This window comes from Amorphoplanes friuliensis DSM 7358 (assembly GCF_000494755.1).
GTDB lineage: Bacteria > Actinomycetota > Actinomycetes > Mycobacteriales > Micromonosporaceae > Actinoplanes > Actinoplanes friuliensis.
In genome coordinates, this window is record NC_022657.1 from 2,105,404 (window position 1) to 2,125,086 (window position 19,683).

The 19,683-nt window shown below is 70.8% G+C and carries 21 protein-coding genes; 5 read left to right on the forward strand and 16 right to left on the reverse strand.

What is annotated here, in order from left to right:
* Positions 1-26 precede the first annotated feature (26 nt).
* Complete coding sequence (locus AFR_RS09870) at positions 27-1,184, forward strand: MFS transporter (RefSeq protein WP_023359927.1); 1,158 nt, start codon at positions 27-29, stop codon at positions 1,182-1,184.
* Here AFR_RS09870 and AFR_RS09875 read toward each other — a convergent pair.
* Positions 1,150-2,589, reverse strand: a complete 1,440-nt coding sequence (locus AFR_RS09875; protein ID WP_023359929.1) for an FAD-dependent monooxygenase — start codon at positions 2,587-2,589, stop codon at positions 1,150-1,152. The genes AFR_RS09870 and AFR_RS09875 overlap by 35 nt on opposite strands.
* A 104-nt stretch (positions 2,590-2,693) precedes the next feature.
* On the opposite strand from AFR_RS09875, the gene AFR_RS09880 reads away from it, so the two are divergent.
* Entirely contained in the window at positions 2,694-3,311 is a 618-nt protein-coding gene (locus AFR_RS09880) for a TetR/AcrR family transcriptional regulator (protein WP_023359931.1), read from the forward strand.
* Positions 3,312-3,318: 7 nt separating this feature from the next.
* On the opposite strand, the gene AFR_RS09885 is transcribed toward AFR_RS09880, so the two are convergent.
* From AFR_RS09885 to AFR_RS09910, 6 genes are all read right to left on the reverse strand, one after another.
* Positions 3,319-3,888, reverse strand: a complete 570-nt coding sequence (locus AFR_RS09885) for a cadmium resistance transporter (RefSeq protein WP_023359933.1) — start codon at positions 3,886-3,888, stop codon at positions 3,319-3,321.
* A 3-nt stretch (positions 3,889-3,891) separates the two neighbouring features.
* Positions 3,892-4,434, reverse strand: a complete 543-nt coding sequence (locus AFR_RS09890) for a nucleoside/nucleotide kinase family protein (RefSeq protein ID WP_238547258.1) — start codon at positions 4,432-4,434, stop codon at positions 3,892-3,894.
* Between the two features lie 73 nt (positions 4,435-4,507).
* Positions 4,508-4,921 (reverse strand): pyridoxamine 5'-phosphate oxidase family protein, encoded by a 414-nt coding sequence (locus AFR_RS09895; RefSeq protein WP_023359937.1) that lies wholly within the window; start codon positions 4,919-4,921, stop codon positions 4,508-4,510.
* A gap of 135 nt (positions 4,922-5,056) precedes the next feature.
* Positions 5,057-5,800 carry a succinate dehydrogenase/fumarate reductase iron-sulfur subunit gene (locus AFR_RS09900; RefSeq protein WP_023359939.1) on the reverse strand — a complete coding sequence of 248 codons (744 nt, stop codon included), beginning with the start codon at positions 5,798-5,800 and terminating at the stop codon, positions 5,057-5,059.
* Positions 5,800-7,728 (reverse strand): fumarate reductase/succinate dehydrogenase flavoprotein subunit, encoded by a 1,929-nt coding sequence (locus AFR_RS09905; protein ID WP_023359941.1) that lies wholly within the window; start codon positions 7,726-7,728, stop codon positions 5,800-5,802. The genes AFR_RS09900 and AFR_RS09905 overlap by 1 nt, the downstream gene beginning before the upstream one ends.
* Position 7,729: 1 nt before the next feature.
* Entirely contained in the window at positions 7,730-8,362 is a 633-nt protein-coding gene (locus AFR_RS09910; protein WP_023359943.1) for a succinate dehydrogenase cytochrome b subunit, read from the reverse strand.
* A gap of 203 nt (positions 8,363-8,565) precedes the next feature.
* Between AFR_RS09910 and AFR_RS09915 the strand changes: the two genes are divergently transcribed.
* Positions 8,566-9,495 (forward strand): LysR family transcriptional regulator, encoded by a 930-nt coding sequence (locus tag AFR_RS09915; protein ID WP_041840740.1) that lies wholly within the window; start codon positions 8,566-8,568, stop codon positions 9,493-9,495.
* Positions 9,496-9,505: 10 nt separating this feature from the next.
* A complete protein-coding gene (locus AFR_RS09920) occupies positions 9,506-10,846 on the forward strand; it encodes a phospholipase D-like domain-containing protein (RefSeq protein ID WP_023359947.1) in 1,341 nt (446 codons plus the stop codon).
* Here AFR_RS09920 and AFR_RS09925 read toward each other — a convergent pair.
* Positions 10,833-11,585, reverse strand: coding sequence for an NAD(P)H-binding protein (locus AFR_RS09925; RefSeq protein WP_023359948.1), 753 nt, complete (start codon positions 11,583-11,585; stop codon positions 10,833-10,835). The genes AFR_RS09920 and AFR_RS09925 overlap by 14 nt on opposite strands.
* 92 nt (positions 11,586-11,677) lie before the next feature.
* Here AFR_RS09925 and AFR_RS09930 point away from each other — a divergent pair, with 92 nt between their 5' ends.
* Positions 11,678-12,106: a MarR family winged helix-turn-helix transcriptional regulator gene (locus tag AFR_RS09930; RefSeq protein ID WP_023359950.1), complete on the forward strand. Its 429-nt coding sequence runs from the start codon at positions 11,678-11,680 to the stop codon at positions 12,104-12,106.
* A gap of 4 nt (positions 12,107-12,110) precedes the next feature.
* Here the strand turns inward: AFR_RS09930 and AFR_RS09935 are convergent, their stop codons facing one another.
* The 8 genes from AFR_RS09935 to AFR_RS09970 all read right to left on the reverse strand — a co-directional run bounded on the left by AFR_RS09935 (position 12,111) and on the right by AFR_RS09970 (position 19,677).
* Positions 12,111-13,553 carry a phytoene desaturase family protein gene (locus AFR_RS09935; RefSeq protein WP_041840742.1) on the reverse strand — a complete coding sequence of 481 codons (1,443 nt, stop codon included), beginning with the start codon at positions 13,551-13,553 and terminating at the stop codon, positions 12,111-12,113.
* Positions 13,550-14,644: a glycosyltransferase family 2 protein gene (locus AFR_RS09940; protein ID WP_023359954.1), complete on the reverse strand. Its 1,095-nt coding sequence runs from the start codon at positions 14,642-14,644 to the stop codon at positions 13,550-13,552. Before AFR_RS09940 ends, AFR_RS09935 begins: the two co-directional genes overlap by 4 nt.
* Complete coding sequence (locus AFR_RS09945; RefSeq protein WP_023359956.1) at positions 14,641-15,408, reverse strand: carotenoid biosynthesis protein; 768 nt, start codon at positions 15,406-15,408, stop codon at positions 14,641-14,643. Before AFR_RS09945 ends, AFR_RS09940 begins: the two co-directional genes overlap by 4 nt.
* 2 nt (positions 15,409-15,410) lie before the next feature.
* A complete protein-coding gene (locus AFR_RS09950) occupies positions 15,411-15,992 on the reverse strand; it encodes a GNAT family N-acetyltransferase (protein ID WP_023359958.1) in 582 nt (193 codons plus the stop codon).
* On the reverse strand, positions 15,989-16,690 hold the full coding sequence (locus AFR_RS09955) for a spheroidene monooxygenase (RefSeq protein ID WP_023359960.1): 702 nt from the start codon (positions 16,688-16,690) through the stop codon (positions 15,989-15,991). Before AFR_RS09955 ends, AFR_RS09950 begins: the two co-directional genes overlap by 4 nt.
* 23 nt (positions 16,691-16,713) lie before the next feature.
* Positions 16,714-17,202 carry a YbaK/EbsC family protein gene (locus AFR_RS09960; protein WP_023359962.1) on the reverse strand — a complete coding sequence of 163 codons (489 nt, stop codon included), beginning with the start codon at positions 17,200-17,202 and terminating at the stop codon, positions 16,714-16,716.
* Positions 17,203-17,326: 124 nt separating this feature from the next.
* Positions 17,327-18,688: a ferredoxin reductase family protein gene (locus tag AFR_RS09965; RefSeq protein ID WP_041840744.1), complete on the reverse strand. Its 1,362-nt coding sequence runs from the start codon at positions 18,686-18,688 to the stop codon at positions 17,327-17,329.
* A 74-nt stretch (positions 18,689-18,762) separates the two neighbouring features.
* Positions 18,763-19,677, reverse strand: coding sequence for an EamA family transporter (locus tag AFR_RS09970; RefSeq protein WP_063749592.1), 915 nt, complete (start codon positions 19,675-19,677; stop codon positions 18,763-18,765).
* Positions 19,678-19,683: the final 6 nt, after the last annotated feature.

Sequence of the window (19,683 nt, forward strand, 5' to 3'; positions counted from 1 at the left end):
CGCACAGGCTCAATTCTGGAGGCGGAATGCGGCGCAACACTGTCCTCTTCGTGGCGATCTCCGTACTGTCCGGCTTCGGCAGCAGCGCGATGGCGCTGGTTGCCGGGATCTGGATCCTCGACCTCACCGGCTCGGCGAGCTTGGCAGCGCTGGCGGGGCTCTGCGTCTACGCCCCGACGCTGGCCGGCCCGTGGCTCGGGGGATTGCTCGACCGGCTGCCGCGCCGGCCGCTGCTGATCACCACGAACCTGCTGCTGGCGGCGGCGCTCCTCACCCTCCTCACCGTCCACTCGGCCGGGCAGACTTGGCTGATCTTCGGCGTCTCCCTCGCGTACGGGATCAGTTACGTCCTGCTCGACGCCGGCGAATCAGCGCTGCTTCCGGCGGCCCTGTCCCCGGCCGAGCTGGGTGATGTCAACGGCTGGCGTTCGAGCGCCCAGGAAGGCATGAAGCTGATCGCCCCGCTGGCCGGTGCGGGGCTCTATGCCTGGCACGGCGGTCCGGCCGTTGCCGTGCTCAGCGCGGTGATGCCGATTCTCGGGGCGGTTCTCTACGCCGCCCTGCACCTGCGGCCGGTGGCGATGCCCGTACCGGGTCGGCCGCAGGGTGTCCGGGATGGATTGGCCGTGCTGCTGGGGCAGCCGCTGCTGCGGGCGACTGTGCTGATCGCGGCCGTGGCCATCGGGATGGCGGGGTTCGCGACGGCCGCGCAGTTCCAGGTCGTGACCAGGGATCTGGGGCTGGCGAGCACGTTTCTCGGTGTGCTGCTCAGCGCTCAGGGTGCGGGGTCCATCGTGGCCGGTCTGATCGCCGGACGTCTCATCGCGTGGCGTGGTCCGCTGGTGGCCGGAACGGTGGGTGCGGTGCTCTTCGCGGCCGGCCTCCTCGCCCGCTGCCTGCCGTGGTGGCCGGCGTTGATCACCGGTGCGGTGATCGGGGGCATCGGACTGCCGTGGACGCTGATCGCGGCGGTCACCGTCGTGCAGACGCACACCCCGCAGGAGATGCTCGGTCGGGTGTCGGCGACGGCCAACACCGTGATGTTCGGGCCGATCGCCCTGGCGACACCGCTGGGTGCCGCCGCGGTCCACCTCGGTGCCCGGCCCACGCTGGTCGCGGCCGCCATCATCTGCCTGGTCGCGGCAACGCTCACCGCCCGCCGACGCTCTGTGGTGCCGGGCTGATGCGGCGAGCGTAGGCCTCGATCGATTCGAGGTCGGTGCTGTCCGCGGCGCAGCCGACGTAGCCGTCCGGGCGTACCAGGAAAAGGGTGGGGTGGTGGATGTCGTAGGCGCGGTGAGCGTGACCGTCGGTGTCCACGAGGGTGTCCGGGCCGGTGGGCATGCCCGGCCGCACGACCCGGACCACCCGGACGCCGGGCATGGGCGGCGGAGCGCAGTCGAAGGCCAGCAGCACCGGCTCGGGGCCGCGCAGCGCGTCGAAGATCCGGGACGGTGAACACGGGGCGTCCGGTGCGCGGTCGCCGGCCTGGAGGGTGCCCGGCTGCCGGCGGCGTTCGTCGGCGAGAGGGCCGCCGCGGTAGCCGAGAGTGAGCTGCTGCAGCTCGGGGTCGTCGCGGCGCATGGCCTGCTGGACGTCACCGCCGTGCCGGTTGTGCAGGCGGGTACTGATGCCGAGGACACCCGCGGCCACGGGCAGACGCTCGGCCTCGTACGTGTCGAGCAGCGCGTCGTCGCCCGTCGCCAGCTTCCACCCCAGGTTGTACGCGTCCTGCACACCGGTGTTCAGCCCCTGACCGCCCGCGGGGGAGTGCACGTGGGCCGCGTCGCCGGCGAGGAAGACGTTGCCGACGCGGTAGCGGTCGACCATGCGGATGTTGGCCCGGAACTGCGAGGTCCAGCCGACGTGCGTCAGGGTGACCTCGGGCGCGACCTCGGCAAGGATGTCCTCCACCGAGGTGGCGTGGGGTGCGGTCAGCTGCCAGTCGTCGGTGCCCGGCAGGGGGCACAGACCGAGGCGCTGGGAACGGCCGTCGTCACCCGGCCACACGTGCCAGACGTCGCGGGGCAACCCGGTCAGCCGGACGTCGGCGATCAGCATGCGCTGCGTCTCGTACGTGTCGCCTTCGAAGCCGACGCCGAGCGCGGCGCGGATGGTGCTGCGCCCACCGTCGGCGCCGACCACGTAGCGGGCTGCGACCGTCTCACCGGTGCTCAGCGTGACGTTTGCGCCGGCGAGTTCGGTGACCGCGACGCCGTACTCGACGTGGCCGCCCAGCTCGGTGAGGCGTTCTGTGAGGAGCTGTCCGGTGCGCCACTGCGGGACCATCCACACGTTCGGGTGCGGCACGTCCGGGGTCGGCTCGCGCAGCTCGTCCATGCGCCGGTCGAAGTCACCTCCGGGGAGGTGGATGCGCAGGGCCGGATAGTCGGCGCCGGCCGCGAGGAACCTGTCGAGCACTCCCAGGTCGTCGAGCACCTCGAGGGTGCGGGGCTGGATGCCTTTGCCGCGCGAGCCCTCGAACGGACCCGATGACGCCTCGACGATCCGGTGCGGCACACCGCGGCTTTGCAGCTCGATGGCCAGGGTCAATCCGGTCGGCCCGGCGCCGACGATCAGGACGGTCATGGTGGTCCCCTTCGTTGAATCCACATTCAGTGAACTGAGATTCACCGTAGAGGGACTGCTAATCTCCGTCAAGAGCTGAAGGAAAGGCCGAGGAGGAGACCGGGATGGTGGTGGGCGCGGGTGTGCGCCGGCAGCAGGCGGCTCAGACTGAGGCCGAGCTCAAGGCCGCCGCGGTCCGGGTCTTCGCCCGGCTCGGTTATCTCAATACGAAGATCACCGACATCACCGCCGAGGCCGGCCGGGCGGCGGGGTCGTTCTACACCCATTTCGCCAACAAGGAGGCCCTGCTCGAAGCGCTGCTGACCGACCTGCTCGCGCGGGGTGACGTGTCGGCGGTCGACGAGCAGCACGACGACGACTTCAGCCGGCGCGACGCGGTCCGCTACCACGTGGCGCTCTACTGGACGTTCTCCCGCGAGAACCGCACGCTGCTCTCGGCCCTGCAGCAGGCCGCAACGGTCGACGCCGGTTTTGCCGAACGGTCCCGTGCGCTGGTCGAGCCGGACATCCACCACATCGCCGACCACCTGACCCGTGCCGCCGAGGCCGGCTTCCGGCTGCCGGGTGACCCGCTGGTCGTGGCGACGATCTTCACCACGCTGGTACCGGCGTTCTCCGCGATGTGGCAGTCGGGGGAGGGGCCGGCGCTCGGCCGCGAGCTCTCCGACGACGAGGCGATCGAGACGCTGACGTCGTTCATCTACTCCGGGCTCGGCGGCTGACCGCCGGTCAGCCCAGCAGGATGACCACGCCGATCGTGATGAAGACGAGCGGCACCAGCCACTGCCCCCAGCGCTCGGCCAGGGCGATCACCCTTCGGTGCGACCCGAGCCACGACGCCGCCGCGCACCACACCGCGACCAGGACCGCGAAGACGATCACGGTGACGACGGTGTCGCCGACCCCGAGCGTCCGGAACATCGGCGTGTAGACGGCCAGGTTGTCGGCGCCGTTGGCGATGGTCACCCCAGCGACGGCCAGCGCATTCGTCGCGGCCGGTGGCTGCTCCTCGTCGCCGTCGCGGCGGCGGATCGCACCGATCAACCCGCGAACGCCGAGCGCGATCGGCACCAGACCCAGCAGCGGAACCCACCGGTCCGGGATCAGCGTCAGGCCGAGCGCGGCCAGGGCCGAAACCAGCACGAGTACGGCGATGCCGGCGTACTGCCCCAGCCAGATCTGCCACACGCGTGGCCGCCCGGCTGCCCGCGCGGAGAGGAACAGCACGGTCAGCACGATGATGTCGTCCACGTTGGTGCCCGCGAACACCCCGGCCGCCGCCAGCATGGTCTGCACCACAGCTCAAACCATCCTCGGCCGATCAAGGTCACTGTTGTCGACGACGATCGTGGCACGCCGCCACGGCTCGCACGCCGCGAAGTACAGCCGCTGACCCTGCACGTACCGCGCCAGACTCGGATGATCCGGATCCGCCTCCGAGCCGTCCCTCGCGGCCATCCGCGCCACGGTCACCGCAAAAGGCGCGGTCAGAAACACGGAGAAATCCCAGTACGCGACCAGCTCGTCCCGGTGCAGGAACAACCCGTCGACCACGATCACCGCCCCGTCCGGTCGCACCTGCCAGGGCAGATCAAGCACTTCATCGGTACGGACGTCGTGCACCGCCGGCCGGTAAAGTTCTCCCGCGTTCAGCACGTTGGCGATCAGCGCCGCGTAGTCGTACGAGTCGAGCCAGAACCCCTCCGGCGACCGCGCCCCACGCCGGTGCCGGACGGCCCGCGGATGATGGAAGCCGTCGGCCGAGACGTGCACAACCGGCCGGCCCCGCTCCTCGAGCACAGCGGCCAGCTCCGCCGCGAACGTGGACTTCCCGACCCCGTCCACCCCGTCGACCGCCACCCGCCCGGCGCCCTCGGGGATCCGGTCGGCGACCGCGGCCAGCAGCTGCTTCCGGGGCTCAGACGGAGTAACGGCTGACCTTCTCCGGGTGCAGGACAAGGCGGACCACGCCGCCGTCCCGCCACTCCTGCAGCAGCTTCTGAATCTTCGGGTCGTCGACGTCCCAGTACCGGCCGGCAAGACGGGTGGTCAGCTCCGGGCCGCCGTCATCATGGAGCGTGACCGTGCCCTCCACCGACACCCAGTGCTCGGGCTCGCCGGTGGGCGCCGAGACAACCACCGAAGCGCGAGGATTTTCCCGGAGCCGGTCGACCTTCGGCGAGTCCGGAAGCGAGAACATCTGCAGATCGCCCTCCGTCGTCACCTCGAACCACACCGGCCGCGGCGCCGGCCACCGCTCACCCTTCGGCGCAACGGTCAGAAACGCATACAGCGGCCGCCCCAGCAGCTCGAGATCCCCATCACGAAACATGCCCACGACCTTAGCCGCGGTTTCGGGGAGCACGGACCTGGCAGGGCGTGGGCCACCGTCAGGTGGGCCCCCGCCCGTTGTCGGCGGGAGCGACGGTCCGCACCATGCACGGACCGTCGCCAAAAAGCTGTTGATCTACCGCTTTCCGATGCTCTTGCGGTAGTCGTTGTTGAGGCGGCCGATCAGGGTGAGCGGGATGCCCTTCGGGCAGACCGTGGTGCATTCGCCCATGTTGGTGCAGCCGCCGAAGCCCGCGTCGTCCTGGGCTTCGAGCATGTCGACGACGCGGCTGGAGCGTTCCGGCTGGCCCTGGGGGAGGAGGCCCAGGTGGGCGACCTTGGCCGCGGTGAAGAGCATCGACGAGCCGTTCGGGCAGGCGGCCACGCAGGCGCCGCAGCCGATGCAGGTGGCTGCTTCGAAGGCCGCGTCCGCGTCCGGCTTGGGGACCGGGGTGGCGTGGGCGTCCGGGGCGGTGCCGGTCGGGGCCGTGATGTAGCCGCCGGCCTGGATGATCGTGTCGAAGGCACCGCGGTCGACGACCAGGTCCTTGATCACCGGGAAGGCCGCGGCGCGCCACGGTTCGACGTCGATGGTGTCGCCGTCCTTGAAGTGGCGCATGTGGAGCTGGCAGGTGGTGGTGGCCCGCTCCGGGCCGTGCGCGACGCCGTTGATCATCATGCCGCACATGCCGCAGATGCCTTCGCGGCAGTCGTGGTCGAAGGCGACCGGGTCGTCGCCGTCGAGGATGAGCTTCTCGTTGAGGACGTCGAGCATCTCCAGGAAGCTGGCGTCGGGGGAGATGTCCTTGACGTCGTACGTGACCATGCGGCCCTTGTCCGCCGGGCCCTGCTGGCGCCACACGCGTACCTGGATGTCCATTACTTGTAACTCCGCGTGCTCGGGTGGACGTATTCGAAGTCGAGCTGTTCCTTGTGGAGGGTGGGCGTGTCGCCGTACTCCCAGGCCGCGACGTAGCTGAACTCGTCGTCGTGGCGCAGCGCCTCGCCGTCGGGGGTCTGGCTCTCCGCGCGGAAGTGGCCGCCGGCCGACTCGGCGCGGTGCAGGGCGTCGATGCACATGAGCTCGCCGAGCTCGAAGAAGTCGGCGACACGGCCGGCCTTCTCCAGGTTCTGGTTGAGCTGCTCGCCGGTGCCCGGCACCTTCACCCGGGTCCAGAACTCGTCGCGGAGACCCCGGATGAGACCGATGGCCTTGGTCAGGCCTTCCTCGGTACGTTCCATGCCGCAGTACTCCCACATGATGTGGCCCAGCTCGCGGTGGAACGAGTCGACGGTGCGGTCGCCGTTGACGGCCAGGAGCTTGGCGAGGCGGTCCTCGACCTGGGTCCGGGCCGCCACGACCTGCTCGTTGTCCGGCGAGATCTTCTCGAACGGGCCGGACGCGAGGTAGCTGTTGATCGTGTTGGGCAGGACGAAGTAGCCGTCCGCCAGGCCCTGCATCAGCGCGGACGCGCCGAGGCGGTTCGCGCCGTGGTCGGAGAAGTTGGCCTCACCGATCACGAACAGGCCGGGGATCGTCGACTGCAGGTCGTAGTCGACCCAGAGGCCGCCCATCGTGTAGTGCACGGCGGGGTAGATCCGCATCGGGACCTGGTACGGGTCCTCGCCGGTGATGCGCTGGTACATCTCGAAGAGGTTGCCGTACTTGGCCTCGACGGCGGGCTGACCCAGGCGCTCGATGGCGTCGGCGAAGTCGAGGTAGACGCCGAGACCACCGGGGCCGACACCGCGGCCCTCGTCGCAGACGTTCTTCGCCGCGCGGGACGCGATGTCACGGGGGACGAGGTTGCCGAACGACGGGTAGATGCGCTCGAGGTAGTAGTCGCGTTCGTCCTCCGGGATGTCGCCCGGCGCCCGGGAATCCCCGCGGGCCAGCGGCACCCAGACCCGGCCGTCGTTGCGCAGCGACTCGCTCATCAGCGTGAGCTTGCTCTGGTGCGTACCGGATTCGGGGATGCAGGTGGGGTGGATCTGGGTGTAGCAGGGGTTGGCGAAGAGCGCGCCCTTGCGGTGGGCCCGCCACGACGCCGTGACGTTGCAGCCCTTGGCGTTCGTCGACAGGAAGAAGACGTTGCCGTAACCGCCGGAGGCGAGCACGACCGCATCGGCCAGGTCCGTGGTGATCTCGCCGGTGACCAGGTCACGGACGACCACACCGCGGGCCTTGCCGTCGACGACGACCAGTTCGAGCATCTCGTGCCGGGCGAACATCTCGATGTTGCCGAGACCGATCTGCCGTTCCATCGCCTGGTACGCGCCGAGCAGCAGCTGCTGACCCGTCTGCCCCCGGGCGTAGAACGTGCGGGACACCTGGGTGCCGCCGAACGAGCGGTTGTCGAGCAGGCCGCCGTACTCGCGGGCGAACGGCACACCCTGCGCCACACACTGGTCGATGATGTTCACGCTGACCTGGGCGAGGCGGTACACGTTGGACTCGCGGGCGCGGAAGTCGCCACCCTTGACCGTGTCGTAGAAGAGCCGGTAGATCGAGTCGCCGTCGTTGCGGTAGTTCTTGGCGGCGTTGATGCCACCCTGCGCGGCGATCGAGTGCGCGCGGCGCGGGCTGTCCTGGTAGCAGTAGGACCGCACGCGGTAGCCGGCTTCGGCGAGTGTCGCCGCGGCCGAACCACCGGCGAGCCCGGTGCCGACGACGATGACGCTGAGCTTGCGGCGGTTGGCCGGGTTGACCAGCTTGGCCGAGAACTGGTGGCGTTCCCAGCGGGTCTCGATGGGGCCGTCGGGTGCGGCCTGGTCGGCGATGTCCTCGCCGTCGTTCCAGAACGACATGTCAGTCCACCAATCCGGTGAGCACGGCGAACGGCACCGACAGGTAACCGACCACCAGGACGACGGAGAGCAGGAGGGCGGCGCCGCGGGCGATCCGTTCACCGCGGGCGGTGCGCTGGCCCAGGGTGCGGACGGCGCTGAACAGGCCGTGCCGCAGGTGGAAGCCGACGGCCACGATGGACAGCACGTAGAACAGCGTCACGTACCACTGCTCGGCCTTGAAGTCGGCGATGACCCGTTCCGACGGGTCGGTGCCGCCGCCGGCCGGGTTCAGCGTGCCGGTGGTCAGGTCGAGGATGTGGTAGATCACGAACAGCACGATGATGACGCCGCCCCAGCGCATCGTCCGGGCTGCGTAGCTGCCCTGCACCTTCGGCCGGCGGGCGTACTTCACCGGCCGGGCCGCACGGGCGCGGCGGGTCAGGATCGCGGCCGCGACGATGTGCCCGACCACCGCGGCGAGCAGGCCGAAACGCATGATCCACAGGAACCAGCCGCGGGGGAGCAGCGGCTCGGCCAGGGTGCGCAGCCAGTGCGCGTAGTGGTCGAAGGTCTCGGCGCCGAAGAAGATCTTCAAGTTGCCGATCATGTGGGCGTAGAGGAAGCCCACGAGCAGCAGGCCGGTCACGGCCATGAGGATCTTCAGTGCGAGCGACGAGCGGGCGCCACGACGGGGCTTGAGCGCCGGCTTCTTCGCCAGCGTCTTCTTCGCCGGTTCCGCCGTCGCCCTCGGAGTTGGAGTGCTGATGTCTACCGCCACACCCTGGACGGTAGGAACCTGCGGGCGATTCGTCTAATGCATGATCGACGGGGTGGTCATAGAGATAAGCTATCGTCGTGCAGCTTCAGCAGCTCCGATACTTCCTGGCAGTGGTAGAAACCCGGCATTTCACCCAAGCAGCTGATTCTCTGGGCGTCTCACAGCCGACTTTGAGTAAGCAGGTTCACACCCTCGAAGAAACACTCGGCGCGCCGCTCTTCGAGCGTGTCCGCGGCGCGGTCGGTCTCACCGCCGCCGGCGAGACCCTGCTGCCGCTGGCCCGCCGGATGGTCGCGGACGCGGACGCCGCCCGGGACGCGATCCAGGAGATCGTCGGCCTGCGCCGCGGCCGGGTCCGCGTCGGCGCCACCCCCAGCCTCTGCTCGTCGCTGGTGCCGACGGTCCTGCGCCGCTTCCGCGGTGAGCACCCCGACATCGAGCTGCACGTCAACGAGGGCAGCTCCCAGGACCTCATCGCCGACCTGCTCGCCCGCGACCTCGATCTGGCGTTGATCGTCCAGCCGGAGCACGGTGTCGACCCGGCCCTGCACGCCGCGCCGCTGCTGCGCGAGAGCCTGGTGGTCGCCTCGGTCCGCTCGGGCCCGCCGCCGACGACCCACGTGCAACTCGACCTCAACGAGCTGCGCGATCAGCCGCTGGTGATGTTCCGGCCCGGGTACGACCTGCGGGACGTCACCCTCGAGGCGTGCCGGCGGGCGGGCTTCACCCCGCACTTCGCCGTCGAGGGTGGAGAGATGGACGCCGTGCTGGCCTTTGTGGAGGCCGGGCTCGGTGTCGCGCTGGTGCCGAGCATGGTCCTGGCCAACCGGCCCCTGCTGCGGGCGACACCGCTGGCGCCGCCCGGGATGCGCCGCACGATCGCCCTGGCCCACCGGCGCCGGGCGATCCTGCCGCACGCGGCCGAAGCCCTGCGCGCGACGCTGCTGGCGCACCTCGCGACCGGCGAGCTTCCGATCGGGGTCGAAACCCTGGAGCAAAGTCGCTAGGGTCGGCCCCTTGAAATCTGCAGCCAGAATCTTCTTCTCATTCGCTGCGAGCGCTCTGCTCGCCGTCACCGGCGCGGTGGTCGCGACCCAGGCGTCCGCTGCCGAGGTCGAGCCGGACCCCGTTCTCGGGGCACCGGTGTTCAACGACCCGATCGGCACCGAGACCGCGCAGTACGCGATCTTCCAGCAGCTGGCCCGCGTGATCGATCGCGTGCCCGCCGGCGAGACCATCGAGATGTCGTGGTTCGAGTTCAAGACGCCCGACTACGCCGACACGGCGTCGCGGCCGAACATCACCGACCGGCTGATCCGCGCGCACCAGCGCGGGGTCAAGGTCCGGATCCTCCTGAACGACGATGCCGGTGTCACCGCCACCCAGGCGCCCTACCTGCGCCTGAAGCCCGAGCTCGGCACCGACGAGAATGCCGCGTCCTACCTGCTGCTGTGCGCGCAGGACAAGGGCTGCATCGGCAAGCGCAAGGTCGGTACGGCCGACGCGTACAACCACAACAAGTTCCTGCTTGCCTCGAAGGTCGTGCTCAACGACGGCACGGTGAAGACGGGTGTGGTGTTCCAGTCGTCCGGCAACCTCGGCACGTGGGACGCCGACACCGCGTACAACAACGCGATCACCTGGACCGAGGCCTCGTCGTACGCCAACTACAAGGCGTACTTCGCGGACCTGAAGAAGTACCGGACGAGCAGCACCGGGGTCGAGAACTACTACCGGGTGGGCGCGTCGGCGGACGAGTACAAGACGCACTTCTTCCCCCGCAAGGAGACGAACGGGGACTACCACCAGGCGTCCACCGACACGATCGTCAGCGTGCTCGACTCGGTGCAGTGCTCGTACGTGGGCGAGGCCGACGGGCTGCCGCACCAGACCGACATCCGGATCCTGATGTGGTCCTTCACCCGGGACGCCGTGGCGAAGAAGCTCACCGACCTTGTCAAGGACGGTTGCTGGGTCGACATCGTCTACTCGGTTGTCAGTGCCCCGGTGCTGAAGCAGCTGGAGACGGCTGACTCGAAAAAGATCGGCATCACCGCGTGTGCGGCGAAGTTCGGCACCCGCACCATCAAGACGCACAGCAAGTACATGCTGATCGACGGCGCCTACGACGACGATCAGATCCCGCGCGTCTTCACAGGCAGTCACAACTTCTCGGTCACCTCCCTGCGGAGCGCCGACGAGTCGCTGGTCCGGATCCGCAACGCGGCCGTGCACGAGTCCTACCTGCGCAACAACTTCTACAAGGCCCGCGACTTCTGCAGCGGCAAGACGACCGCGACCGCCGCGGCGACAACCGTGCTGAGTGACGCCGCGGCCGCCGGCTTCATCGAGGACTGAACACCCCGGCGTGATCGGCCGCCCACTCGGCAAAGGTTCGAGCCGGGCGGCCGAGCACCTCCGCCACGGTGGTCGAGGAGGGCCCGGGCGTCCGCGCGTAATCGGCCAGCGAGCCGAGCAGGCGGTCCGGGATCTCCGCCGGCAGGCCCGCCGCCAGCATCCCCTGCCGCACCCGCTCCGGCGTGACCTCCTCGAAGGTCAGCTCCGCCCCGATCGCCCGGACCTTGTCGGCCTGGGTGAGCGGTTGCGGCCCGGTGATCAGGTACGCCCGCCCGGCGTGCCCGGCCTCCTGAAGCACCCGTACGGCCACAGCCGCGACGTCCCGCTCGTCGACCGTGGAGGTCACGGCGTCGGCGTACGCGCCCCGGACGACGCCGGTGGCCCGGATCTGCGGCGCCCAGGCGAGCGTGTTGGAGGCGAAGTCCGCGCAGTGCAGGATCGTCCACTCCAGACCCGAGGCGCGGGCGGCCTCCTCGGCGGCGGTGAACTCGGCGATGAACCGCGGATCACCCACGGGCTGGACCACCGTCGCCGCCGAGATCACCACCACCCGCTTCGCGCCGTGCTCGGCTGCCCGGGTGAGCAGCTCGGGAGTGCCGGCCCGCGGGCTGTAGAGCACCGCCTCGACACCCGTGAACGGCGGCGGGGGTGTGCTCCGGGAGAGCCCGGCCCCCTGCCCGTCCAGCAGGCGCATGGCCTCGCGCCCGACATTTCCGGTGGCTCCGGTCACCAGGATCATGATGCTTTCCCTCCGCCGTAAGATATGAGTCTCATAGTAAATTACTTTGGAGTTCGTACAATATGACACCCGTAACATCTCGGCGACGGCTCGTGGTGGCGGTGAAGGAGTCCCTGCGTGAGGCGCGCAACCAGCTGTCGGTGTTCAGCCGACAGGTGGGCACCCGCCTCGAGCTCAAGGACGCCGACCTGGACTGTCTCGACCTGATCGACCGGGCCGGGCCGCTGAGCCCCACCGCCCTGGCCCGGCTCACCGGACTGCACCCGGCCACGCTGACCGGCATCCTCGACCGCCTCGACCGCGGCGGCTGGGTGGTCCGCGAACGGGCCGAGAACGACCGGCGTGCGGTGCTAATCCGTTCGGTCGGTGACCGGAAGGGTGAGCTCTACGCGCTGCTCGCCGGCATGAACCGCGGGATCGACGAGATCTGCGCCGGTTACAGCCCGGCCGAGCTGGAGGTCATCGCGGACTTTCTGCGCCGCACCGCCGAGACGGGCCGTCAGGCGACCGGCGACCTGTGACGCCCTACGCCGGGCCGATCTCGTCGGCGACGATCTTCGCGGACAGCGTGACCATCGGCAGGCCACCGCCCGGGTGGGTCGAGCCGCCCACCAGGAAGAGGCCGTCGACCGGCCCGCGGTTGCCGGGCCGCAGCAGCCCACCGGCCGTGCCGTAGATCGTGCCGCCCGGCGCGGCCGTCGACTCGGCCAGATCGGCCGGCGTCCGCGTCTCGGCGAACAACACCCGGTCGCGGACGTCCACACCGCGGGCCGCCAGCCGCTTCAGGATGTGGTCGGCGTAGGCCTGCGCCAGGCCCGGCCGGCGCCAGTCGACAGCGCCGAAGTCGGTGCCGTGGCGGGCCGCGTTCACCAGGATGAACCACGCCTCCGTACCCGGTGGGTGCACGGCCGGGTCCTCGGCACGGGTGACGAAGATCGTCGGGTCCGAGGCCGGCCGGGCCCGCACACCGGTGCCCGGCGAGCCGAAAACCGCGTCGAACTCCGCGTTGTAGTTGCCGGGGAAGAACACCGTGTGGTGCGCGAGCTCGGGAGTCGACCCGCGAACGCCGAGCAGAATCACGAACCCCGCCAGGCTCCGATCCGCCAGCCCGGCGAGGCGGCCCGGCGACGGCAGCAGCTCACGGTACGTCGTGACGGCGTCCACGTTGGACACGACCACGTCGGCGGCGACGACCTCCCCGGAGTCGAGGCGGACACCGGCCGCGCGTCCGGCGGTCGTGGTGATGCCCGCAACCGGGGACGACGTCGTGATCCGGACGCCCAGAGCCGCACACCGGTCCAGCAGGGCCGAGGCCAGCACGCCGAGGCCGCCCGGCAGGTACCAGCCGCCGAAGGCCAGTTCGGCGTACGGGATCGCGGCCAGTGCTGCCGGGGCCCGCCGCGGATCGGCGCCGGTGTAGGTCGCGTACCGGTCGAGCAGCATCCGCAGTCGCGGGTCGCGCAGATAGTGGCGGCCCAGCCCGCGCAGCGACCGCCACGGCGCGATCGCCGCCAGATCACCCACCCGCCAGGACAGCGCGGCGAGCGTCGCGGGTGTGACCTCCTGCTGCAGCACGGACCGCCACGATGCTGCCCAGATGCGTTCGGCCCGCGCCCAGAAACGCGCCCAGTCCGCGCCGGCCGCAGCCCCGAACGCGTTCTCGATCCGCTCCCGGAACACCGCCGGGTCGCTGCTCGAATCCAGCACCGAACCGTCCGGGAACACGTGCCGCACCACCGGATCCAGGGCCACGGGGTCGAGGCCGAGTCCGAGATCCGCGAACACCTGGGGGAGCGTCAGCAAGCTCGGGCCGGTGTCGAAACGGAAGCCGTCCCGCTCGTACCGGCCGAGTTTGCCGCCGACGGTCGCCGCGCGTTCGTGCACCACGACGTCGTGCCCGGCCTCCGCCAGCCGCACGGCCGCGGCCAGGCCGCCGACACCCGCGCCGATCACCACAACCCTGCTCATACCGGCCTCCCGCGCCAGGCCAGCAACCCGCGCCTCCGCAACCTGAACGAACGCACCACCAGCCATCCGAAGATCAGAACGGAGATCGGGTGGGCCAGCGCGTCGGGCCAGGCCCGGCCCCCGGTCGCCCGCGCCGACACGACCCTTCCCACAACCCCGATCCCGTACGCGGCCAGGCTCCACAGAGCAAGCACGGGGTGGCTCGCGGCCAGCACGAGCGCGGCCAGCGGCGGTACCGCGTACAGAAGAATCAGCAGGGTGACCACGGCCGCTGCCCCCGCCGGTGATCCGAAGGACGCCCACAACGACTTGCTGTAGCCGTCCCGCAGGTCCGGCCACGAGGTGTACATCAGGCAGTCCGCGAAGCCGGAGGCGTCGGCGAGGGCGATGCGGCCGCCGGACCGTTTGACCGCCCGGGCCAGGCCGATGTCCTCGAGCACGTCGTCACGGACGGCGGCGTGACCACCGGCGCGTTCATAACCTGCGCGGTCGACGACCAGCCACTGACCGCCGGCCGCGGCGAGCGACGGGCGGGGTGAGCGTTCCATGATCCGCAACGGCAGGAAGGTCAGCCACGACCACTGCAGCAGGGGCTGCACGAGCCGTCCCGCGCCGACGATGCGCGGGTAGGGCGAGAGCAGGTCGACGCCGGTCTTGCGCAGGAGAGTCGCAGCGCCGGCTATGGCGTCGGGCGCGAGGACCACGTCGGCGTCGAGGAAAACGAGGACGTCGGCGTCGGCTGCTGCGTCGGCGAGCTGGGCGCAGGCGTGCGGTTTGCCGAGCCAGCCGGGCGGAAGGGCCGCGCCGGTCAGCAGGCGCACCGTGCTGCCCGGGGCCGCCGCCCGGACCACGTCGGCCGTGCCGTCGGTCGAGCCGTCGTCCAGCACGATAATTTCCAGGTTCCGGACACCGCGCTGGTTGAGCAGCGACTCGAGACAGGGCGTCACCCGCTCGGCCTCGTTGCGCAGGGGCAGCAGCACAGCGATCCGCTCGGCCGAAGTCTGTCCGGCCGACAGCCGGCGCAGCAGTGCGGCGTTCACGATCGTGTGCCCGGTCAGCGCGACCCAGGGCAGCAGCGCCGGCCAGATCACGAGCGGGCCGGCCGCGGGTAGGGGGAGAGTCGCACGATCAGCGGGATCACTACCGCGCCCATCAGGACACCGCCCCACAGCGCCGAGGCCGGGAGGCCGAGGAACACCGCGTGGGCGAGCACGGACGAAGCGTACGTCCAGATCCAGAGGGCGAACATCGGCCTGTCCCCGTCGGTGGTCACCGCCGCGCGGGGGCCCGCAGCCGCTGCGAGAGCGGCCATGAGCAGCAGCGCGAAGCCGAGCCAGCCCAGGTAGTTGCCGATCGGGATGCCCTCGACGCCGGGCAGTGCGGGTGTCGGGGACCGCCACGACCAGTAGCCCTCGGCGACCATTTGCGGGTCGAGGAACAGGTCCCACGTCGCCAGGCCGGCCGCCGCGAGCGCGATCCGGGCCACGCGGGACCGGGTCAGGTGTACCGCCGCCAGCCAGGCCGGCCAGGCCATCCAGGTCCAGGCCAGCGGGATGATCAGCGGCACGCCGAGGAGCTTGGGCCCGAGCTGGCCCGAGTAGTCGTAGGTGCCGAACGGGAAGCCGGTGGCGACGCCGATCGCCTCCACCGCAAAACCGCCGAGGGTCGCGGTGGCGATGAGGGCGCCGGCCACTCGCAGCCCGCGGGTGAGCAGGGCGTGCGACACCGACAGCAGGTAGCCGAGCACCACGGTCGTCACGGTCAGCGCGGCGCGCAGGCCGTCGCTGGTGAGCGGGTAGCAGATCTGGGTCAGGATCAGGACGCCGAGCAGCGCCCACGGCAGTACGCGGGTCACCGTCAGATGCCGACGATTCCGGGTGCGTCCTCGGTGGCGGGGCGGCCGGCGAGGGGCAGGCCGCGGCCGAGGATCGCAAAGGCGCGTTCGTCGCCGGGGAAGATGAAGTCGCGGAGCACGTCCTCGAAGCCGAAGCGGCGGTACAGCCGCCAGGCCCGGGACTTCTGCTCGTCGGCCTCGGGGGTGGAGAGCAGCACGGTCGAGCCGTCAGCCATCGAGAGCAGGGCACGCAGCTGGCGGGCGCCGATGCCGTGGCCCTGGGCGCTCGGGCGGACGTGGAGCTCGACGACCTCGAAGCAGTGGCCGAGCCAGTGCCGCCGGGCGGGCTCGTCGAGCGAGGACCGGACCTGGTCGTGCCACCACTGGCCGGGGCCGGACGCGTACCCGTAGCCGAAACCCGCGAGGTGCCCGTCGGTGGTCAGCGTGGCCACGGCCCGGAACCCGGCCCGCCGCACGTGCGCGCCGATGTAGCCGCGGCGGGTCTGCAGCAGCTCGGCGCGGTAACCCATCGCCTCGCCGTAGACGCTCACCACGTCGTCCAGCCGCCGGAGCATGTCGTCCGGCTGCCAGGGAACGAGCCTCATCGCGCTCCTTCATGCCAGCCCAGCACGGCCTTGTCGCCGCTGATCCCTTGCACCGCGAACCGGGCGAACAGGTCCTCGGCGTACCACCGGGCGGCCGGTGTGCGCGCGATCACCGCGCGGTGCTCCGGCTGACGGTACGCGAAGCCGGTCAGATCTGCCGCGCTGCGCCAGATGCTCACGGTTCCCTGCCAGCCGATCGGCGCCTCACCGATACCGAAACGGGCGAGGAGGCCGGGGGCCGCGGCCAACTCCCGGGCCACCGGCGGCACCGCACGCCAGAAGGTCAGGGCCTTCACCGGGCGTAGCCGGGCCCGGGTCAGCGCGAGCACGGTCCCTTCGGCGCGACCGCCGGGAGGATCACCGAACGGCGTCTGCTCGGACCAGCTGCCCCGGCTGACCAGCGGAGTCAGGTCGACGCGGGCCGACTGGGCCGCGATGCTGTCCCAGGCGGCACCGGCCGGTCCGAGCTCACCACCGTCCGGGTCGTCCCAGACCATCACGGCGGCATATCGGGTCAGATCGGCATCGCCGGGCCCGAAGCCGGTCCCGGTGCCCGTGCCGAGCAGCTTGCCGAAGCGCACACCGGGCCGGGCCCGCAGCCGCCGCGGATCGAGCGCCATCCGGAGCAGGGCAGAGCCGAGCGCACGTCGGGGCACCCGCCAGACGTGCAGCGTGACCAGCGGCGGGACGGCGTTCATCCCGCCACGTTACGTCGTGACCTTCACGCGACGTCGGTCGCGGTGCCGCCGGTGACGCGGAGCAGTTCGGCGTACGTGATCGGGAACACGACCTGGGGCACGCCGCCCGCTGCCCAGATCTCCGGGTACTGCTCGAGGGCCGTGTCGACCAGGGTGCGGACCGGCTTCGGGTGGCCCAGCGGAGCGACACCACCGATCGGCTGGCCGGTGTGCGCACGGACGAAGTCCGGGTTGGCCCGGCCCAGCTTGGCCAGGCCGAGCGAGGCCGCGACCTTCTTCGTGTCGACGCGGTGCGCGCCGGAGGTGAGCACGAGCAGCGCCTCGCCGTCCGCCTCGAAGATCAGCGAGTTGGCGATCTGTCCTACCTCGACGCCGAGCGCCGCGGCGGCCGCGGCGGCGGTGTGCACACCCTCGTCGAAGACGACCATCTGCGGCGCGGTGCCGGCAGCCGTACGGGCATCGGCGTTCTCGAGGGCGGCCTGGACAGCCTGAACATTGGGATGGTTCTCCATCCGGTCATTGTGCCGTCCTCACCCCGGCGGCCCCATCGTCGAGGTGTGGTAACTGAACAACAGCACGAGCACGGCTGTCGTCGCGAGCAGCCACAAAATCACCCGGCGCATGTCATCACCCGCTTCACCAGCCAAAACGTTCACGATGCAACTGCGCGGCCGGTACGCCCGCAGCCCGGGCCGCAGTGCGTACGGCCGCGGTCCAGGGGTCCGGGCCGCAGAGGTAGAGGTCGTGCCCGGCGATGTCCGGTGCGATCTCGCGCAGCGCCTCCGCGTCGGAGTAGTCGGCGTACTCCGCGGGCAGCCACGACGCCTGATGCGCGCGCGGGCCGATCAGCGGGACGAGGCGTACACCCCGCTGGTCGGCCAGCCACTCGATCTCGTCGAGGAACGCGACCTCCTCGGCGCGGCGGGCGCGATAGACCAGCGTCGCCTGACCGTGGCCGTACGGAAGGTCCCAGAGCAGGGCGAGCAGCGGCGTGATGCCGACCCCGCAGGCCAGCATGGTCACCGGGCCGCCCCGGTACGACTCGGCGGTGAGCCGCCCGTACGGGCCCTCGATCAGGACTTTTGTCCCCGCCCGGAGGGTCGAGACGCGGCTGCTGCCGTCACCGAGACCCTTCACGGTGATCCGCAACTGGTCGCCGTTCGGCGGCCCGGACAGCGAGAACGGGTTGCCGCGCGACCAGCCCGGCCCGTCCAGGAACCGCCACACGAAGAACTGCCCGGCCCGCACCGGCAGCCGGTCGAGACGCCGCCCGCGCAGATAGACGGAGACGAGCCCGTGCGCTTCCGGCACCACGTGGTCGACGACCAGCCGGTGCCGGGCGGTGCGCCACAGCGGCATCCCCAGCCGGAAGATCAGCACACTGCCGGCGGCCGCGGCGTAGAGGCCGCACCAGTACGCCCGTGCGGCGGGACTGCCGGTGAAGTCGCGGCCCGTCCAGATCTCGTGGGGCAGGGCCAGGGCCACCCCGAGGTACGCGTACAGGTGCAGCAGGTGCCAGGACTCGTACCGCAGGCGGCGGCGGGCGCGGCGTACCGAGGTCACCACGACCAGGACCAGTGCGGCCGTCGCCGCGGTGGCCAGCAGCATCCCCGGATAGTCGGCGACGAACTCGACGAACTGGGCGACGACCCGCTCACCCTGCGCGTAACTGAGCGTGGCCAGCACGATGTGCACGAGCAGCAGCTGGAACGACGTGAAGCCGGTCCAGCGGTGCCACCGCGCCAGCTTGTCCTGGCCGAAAGCCCGCTCCACCAGCGGGATCCGCGCCATCAGCACCACCTGGAGCAGCATCAGGTCGGCCGACCACAGCGCGGCCAGGCGCCCCGCGGCCCCCGCCCCCGTCCAGCCGCCGCGGGCCACTTCCGACAGCCCCTCGTTTGCCGTCCACAGCGCCGTCACGACGACCAGGCTGAGCCCGGCGGCGGTCCCGGCCGCACCCGCCCACCAGCGGGGAGTGGGGGACACGCGGGGACGCACGGTGCTTACCGTACAAAGGGTTTCCGCTGGTGGGGAGGGGTGAGTGAGAAGGTCGACGAGCCGGCGAATAGTGGTTATCCGGGTGGCACCCCGGCCGTCTCCCTAACCTCGGGTGCGTCCAGCCGGACCCGTGCCGTCTCCGCGATCGCCACCCCGGTCAGCACCAGCGCACCCCCGGCGAGCTGCGCGGCGTTCAACGCCTCCGACGCACCCAGCGTGACCCACGCGAACGCGGCCGCGATCACCGGCTCGGCCATCCCGAGGATGCCGACGCTGGTCGCCGGCAGATAGCGCAGAGACCCCGCCACCAGCAGATAAGGCAAGATCGACCCGAACACCACCACGTACGCGCACAGCAGCGCGATCTTGACGTCCGCGATCGGCTCCCAGCCGCCCGCACCCGCGGTGACCGCCCGGGTGATCAGGCCGGCCACCGCCGCCGCCCCGAACGCCCACGTGGTCAGCGACAACGTGTCCCGCTTGGCCACCCCGCGCGCGCCGAGCACGTAGTAGGCCGCCAGCAGCACGGCATTGACCAGCGCCGCGACCACACCGACGGTGTTCAGCCGCAGGTCACCCCACACCTCCGCCACGCAGGCCAGCCCGGCCAGGCTCAGCGCAAGACCACCCCACAACCGCGGGCGTACACGTTGCTTGTCCCCGAACCGTGCCCACAGCACCACCAGCAGGGGTGCGGTGTATTCGAAGAGCAGGGCGATCCCGACCGGGATCCGGCTGATCGCCACGAAATAGAGCATCGGCACCAGGAAGAAGCCGCTCAGCCCGTAGACGAGGAGTAGCGGCAGCTCCCCGCGGGTGACCCTCAGCCTGCGCACGCCCGGACGGATCACGGCGCTCAGCACGAGCAGCCCGAGGAACGCGCCCGCCGCCCGCAACAGCGTCAGCTGCGGTGCCGTGAACCCCGCCTGCAGCACCAGCTTGGACACTGCACCGTTGATCCCGAACATGCCCGCCGCGGCGAGCACCATGATCAC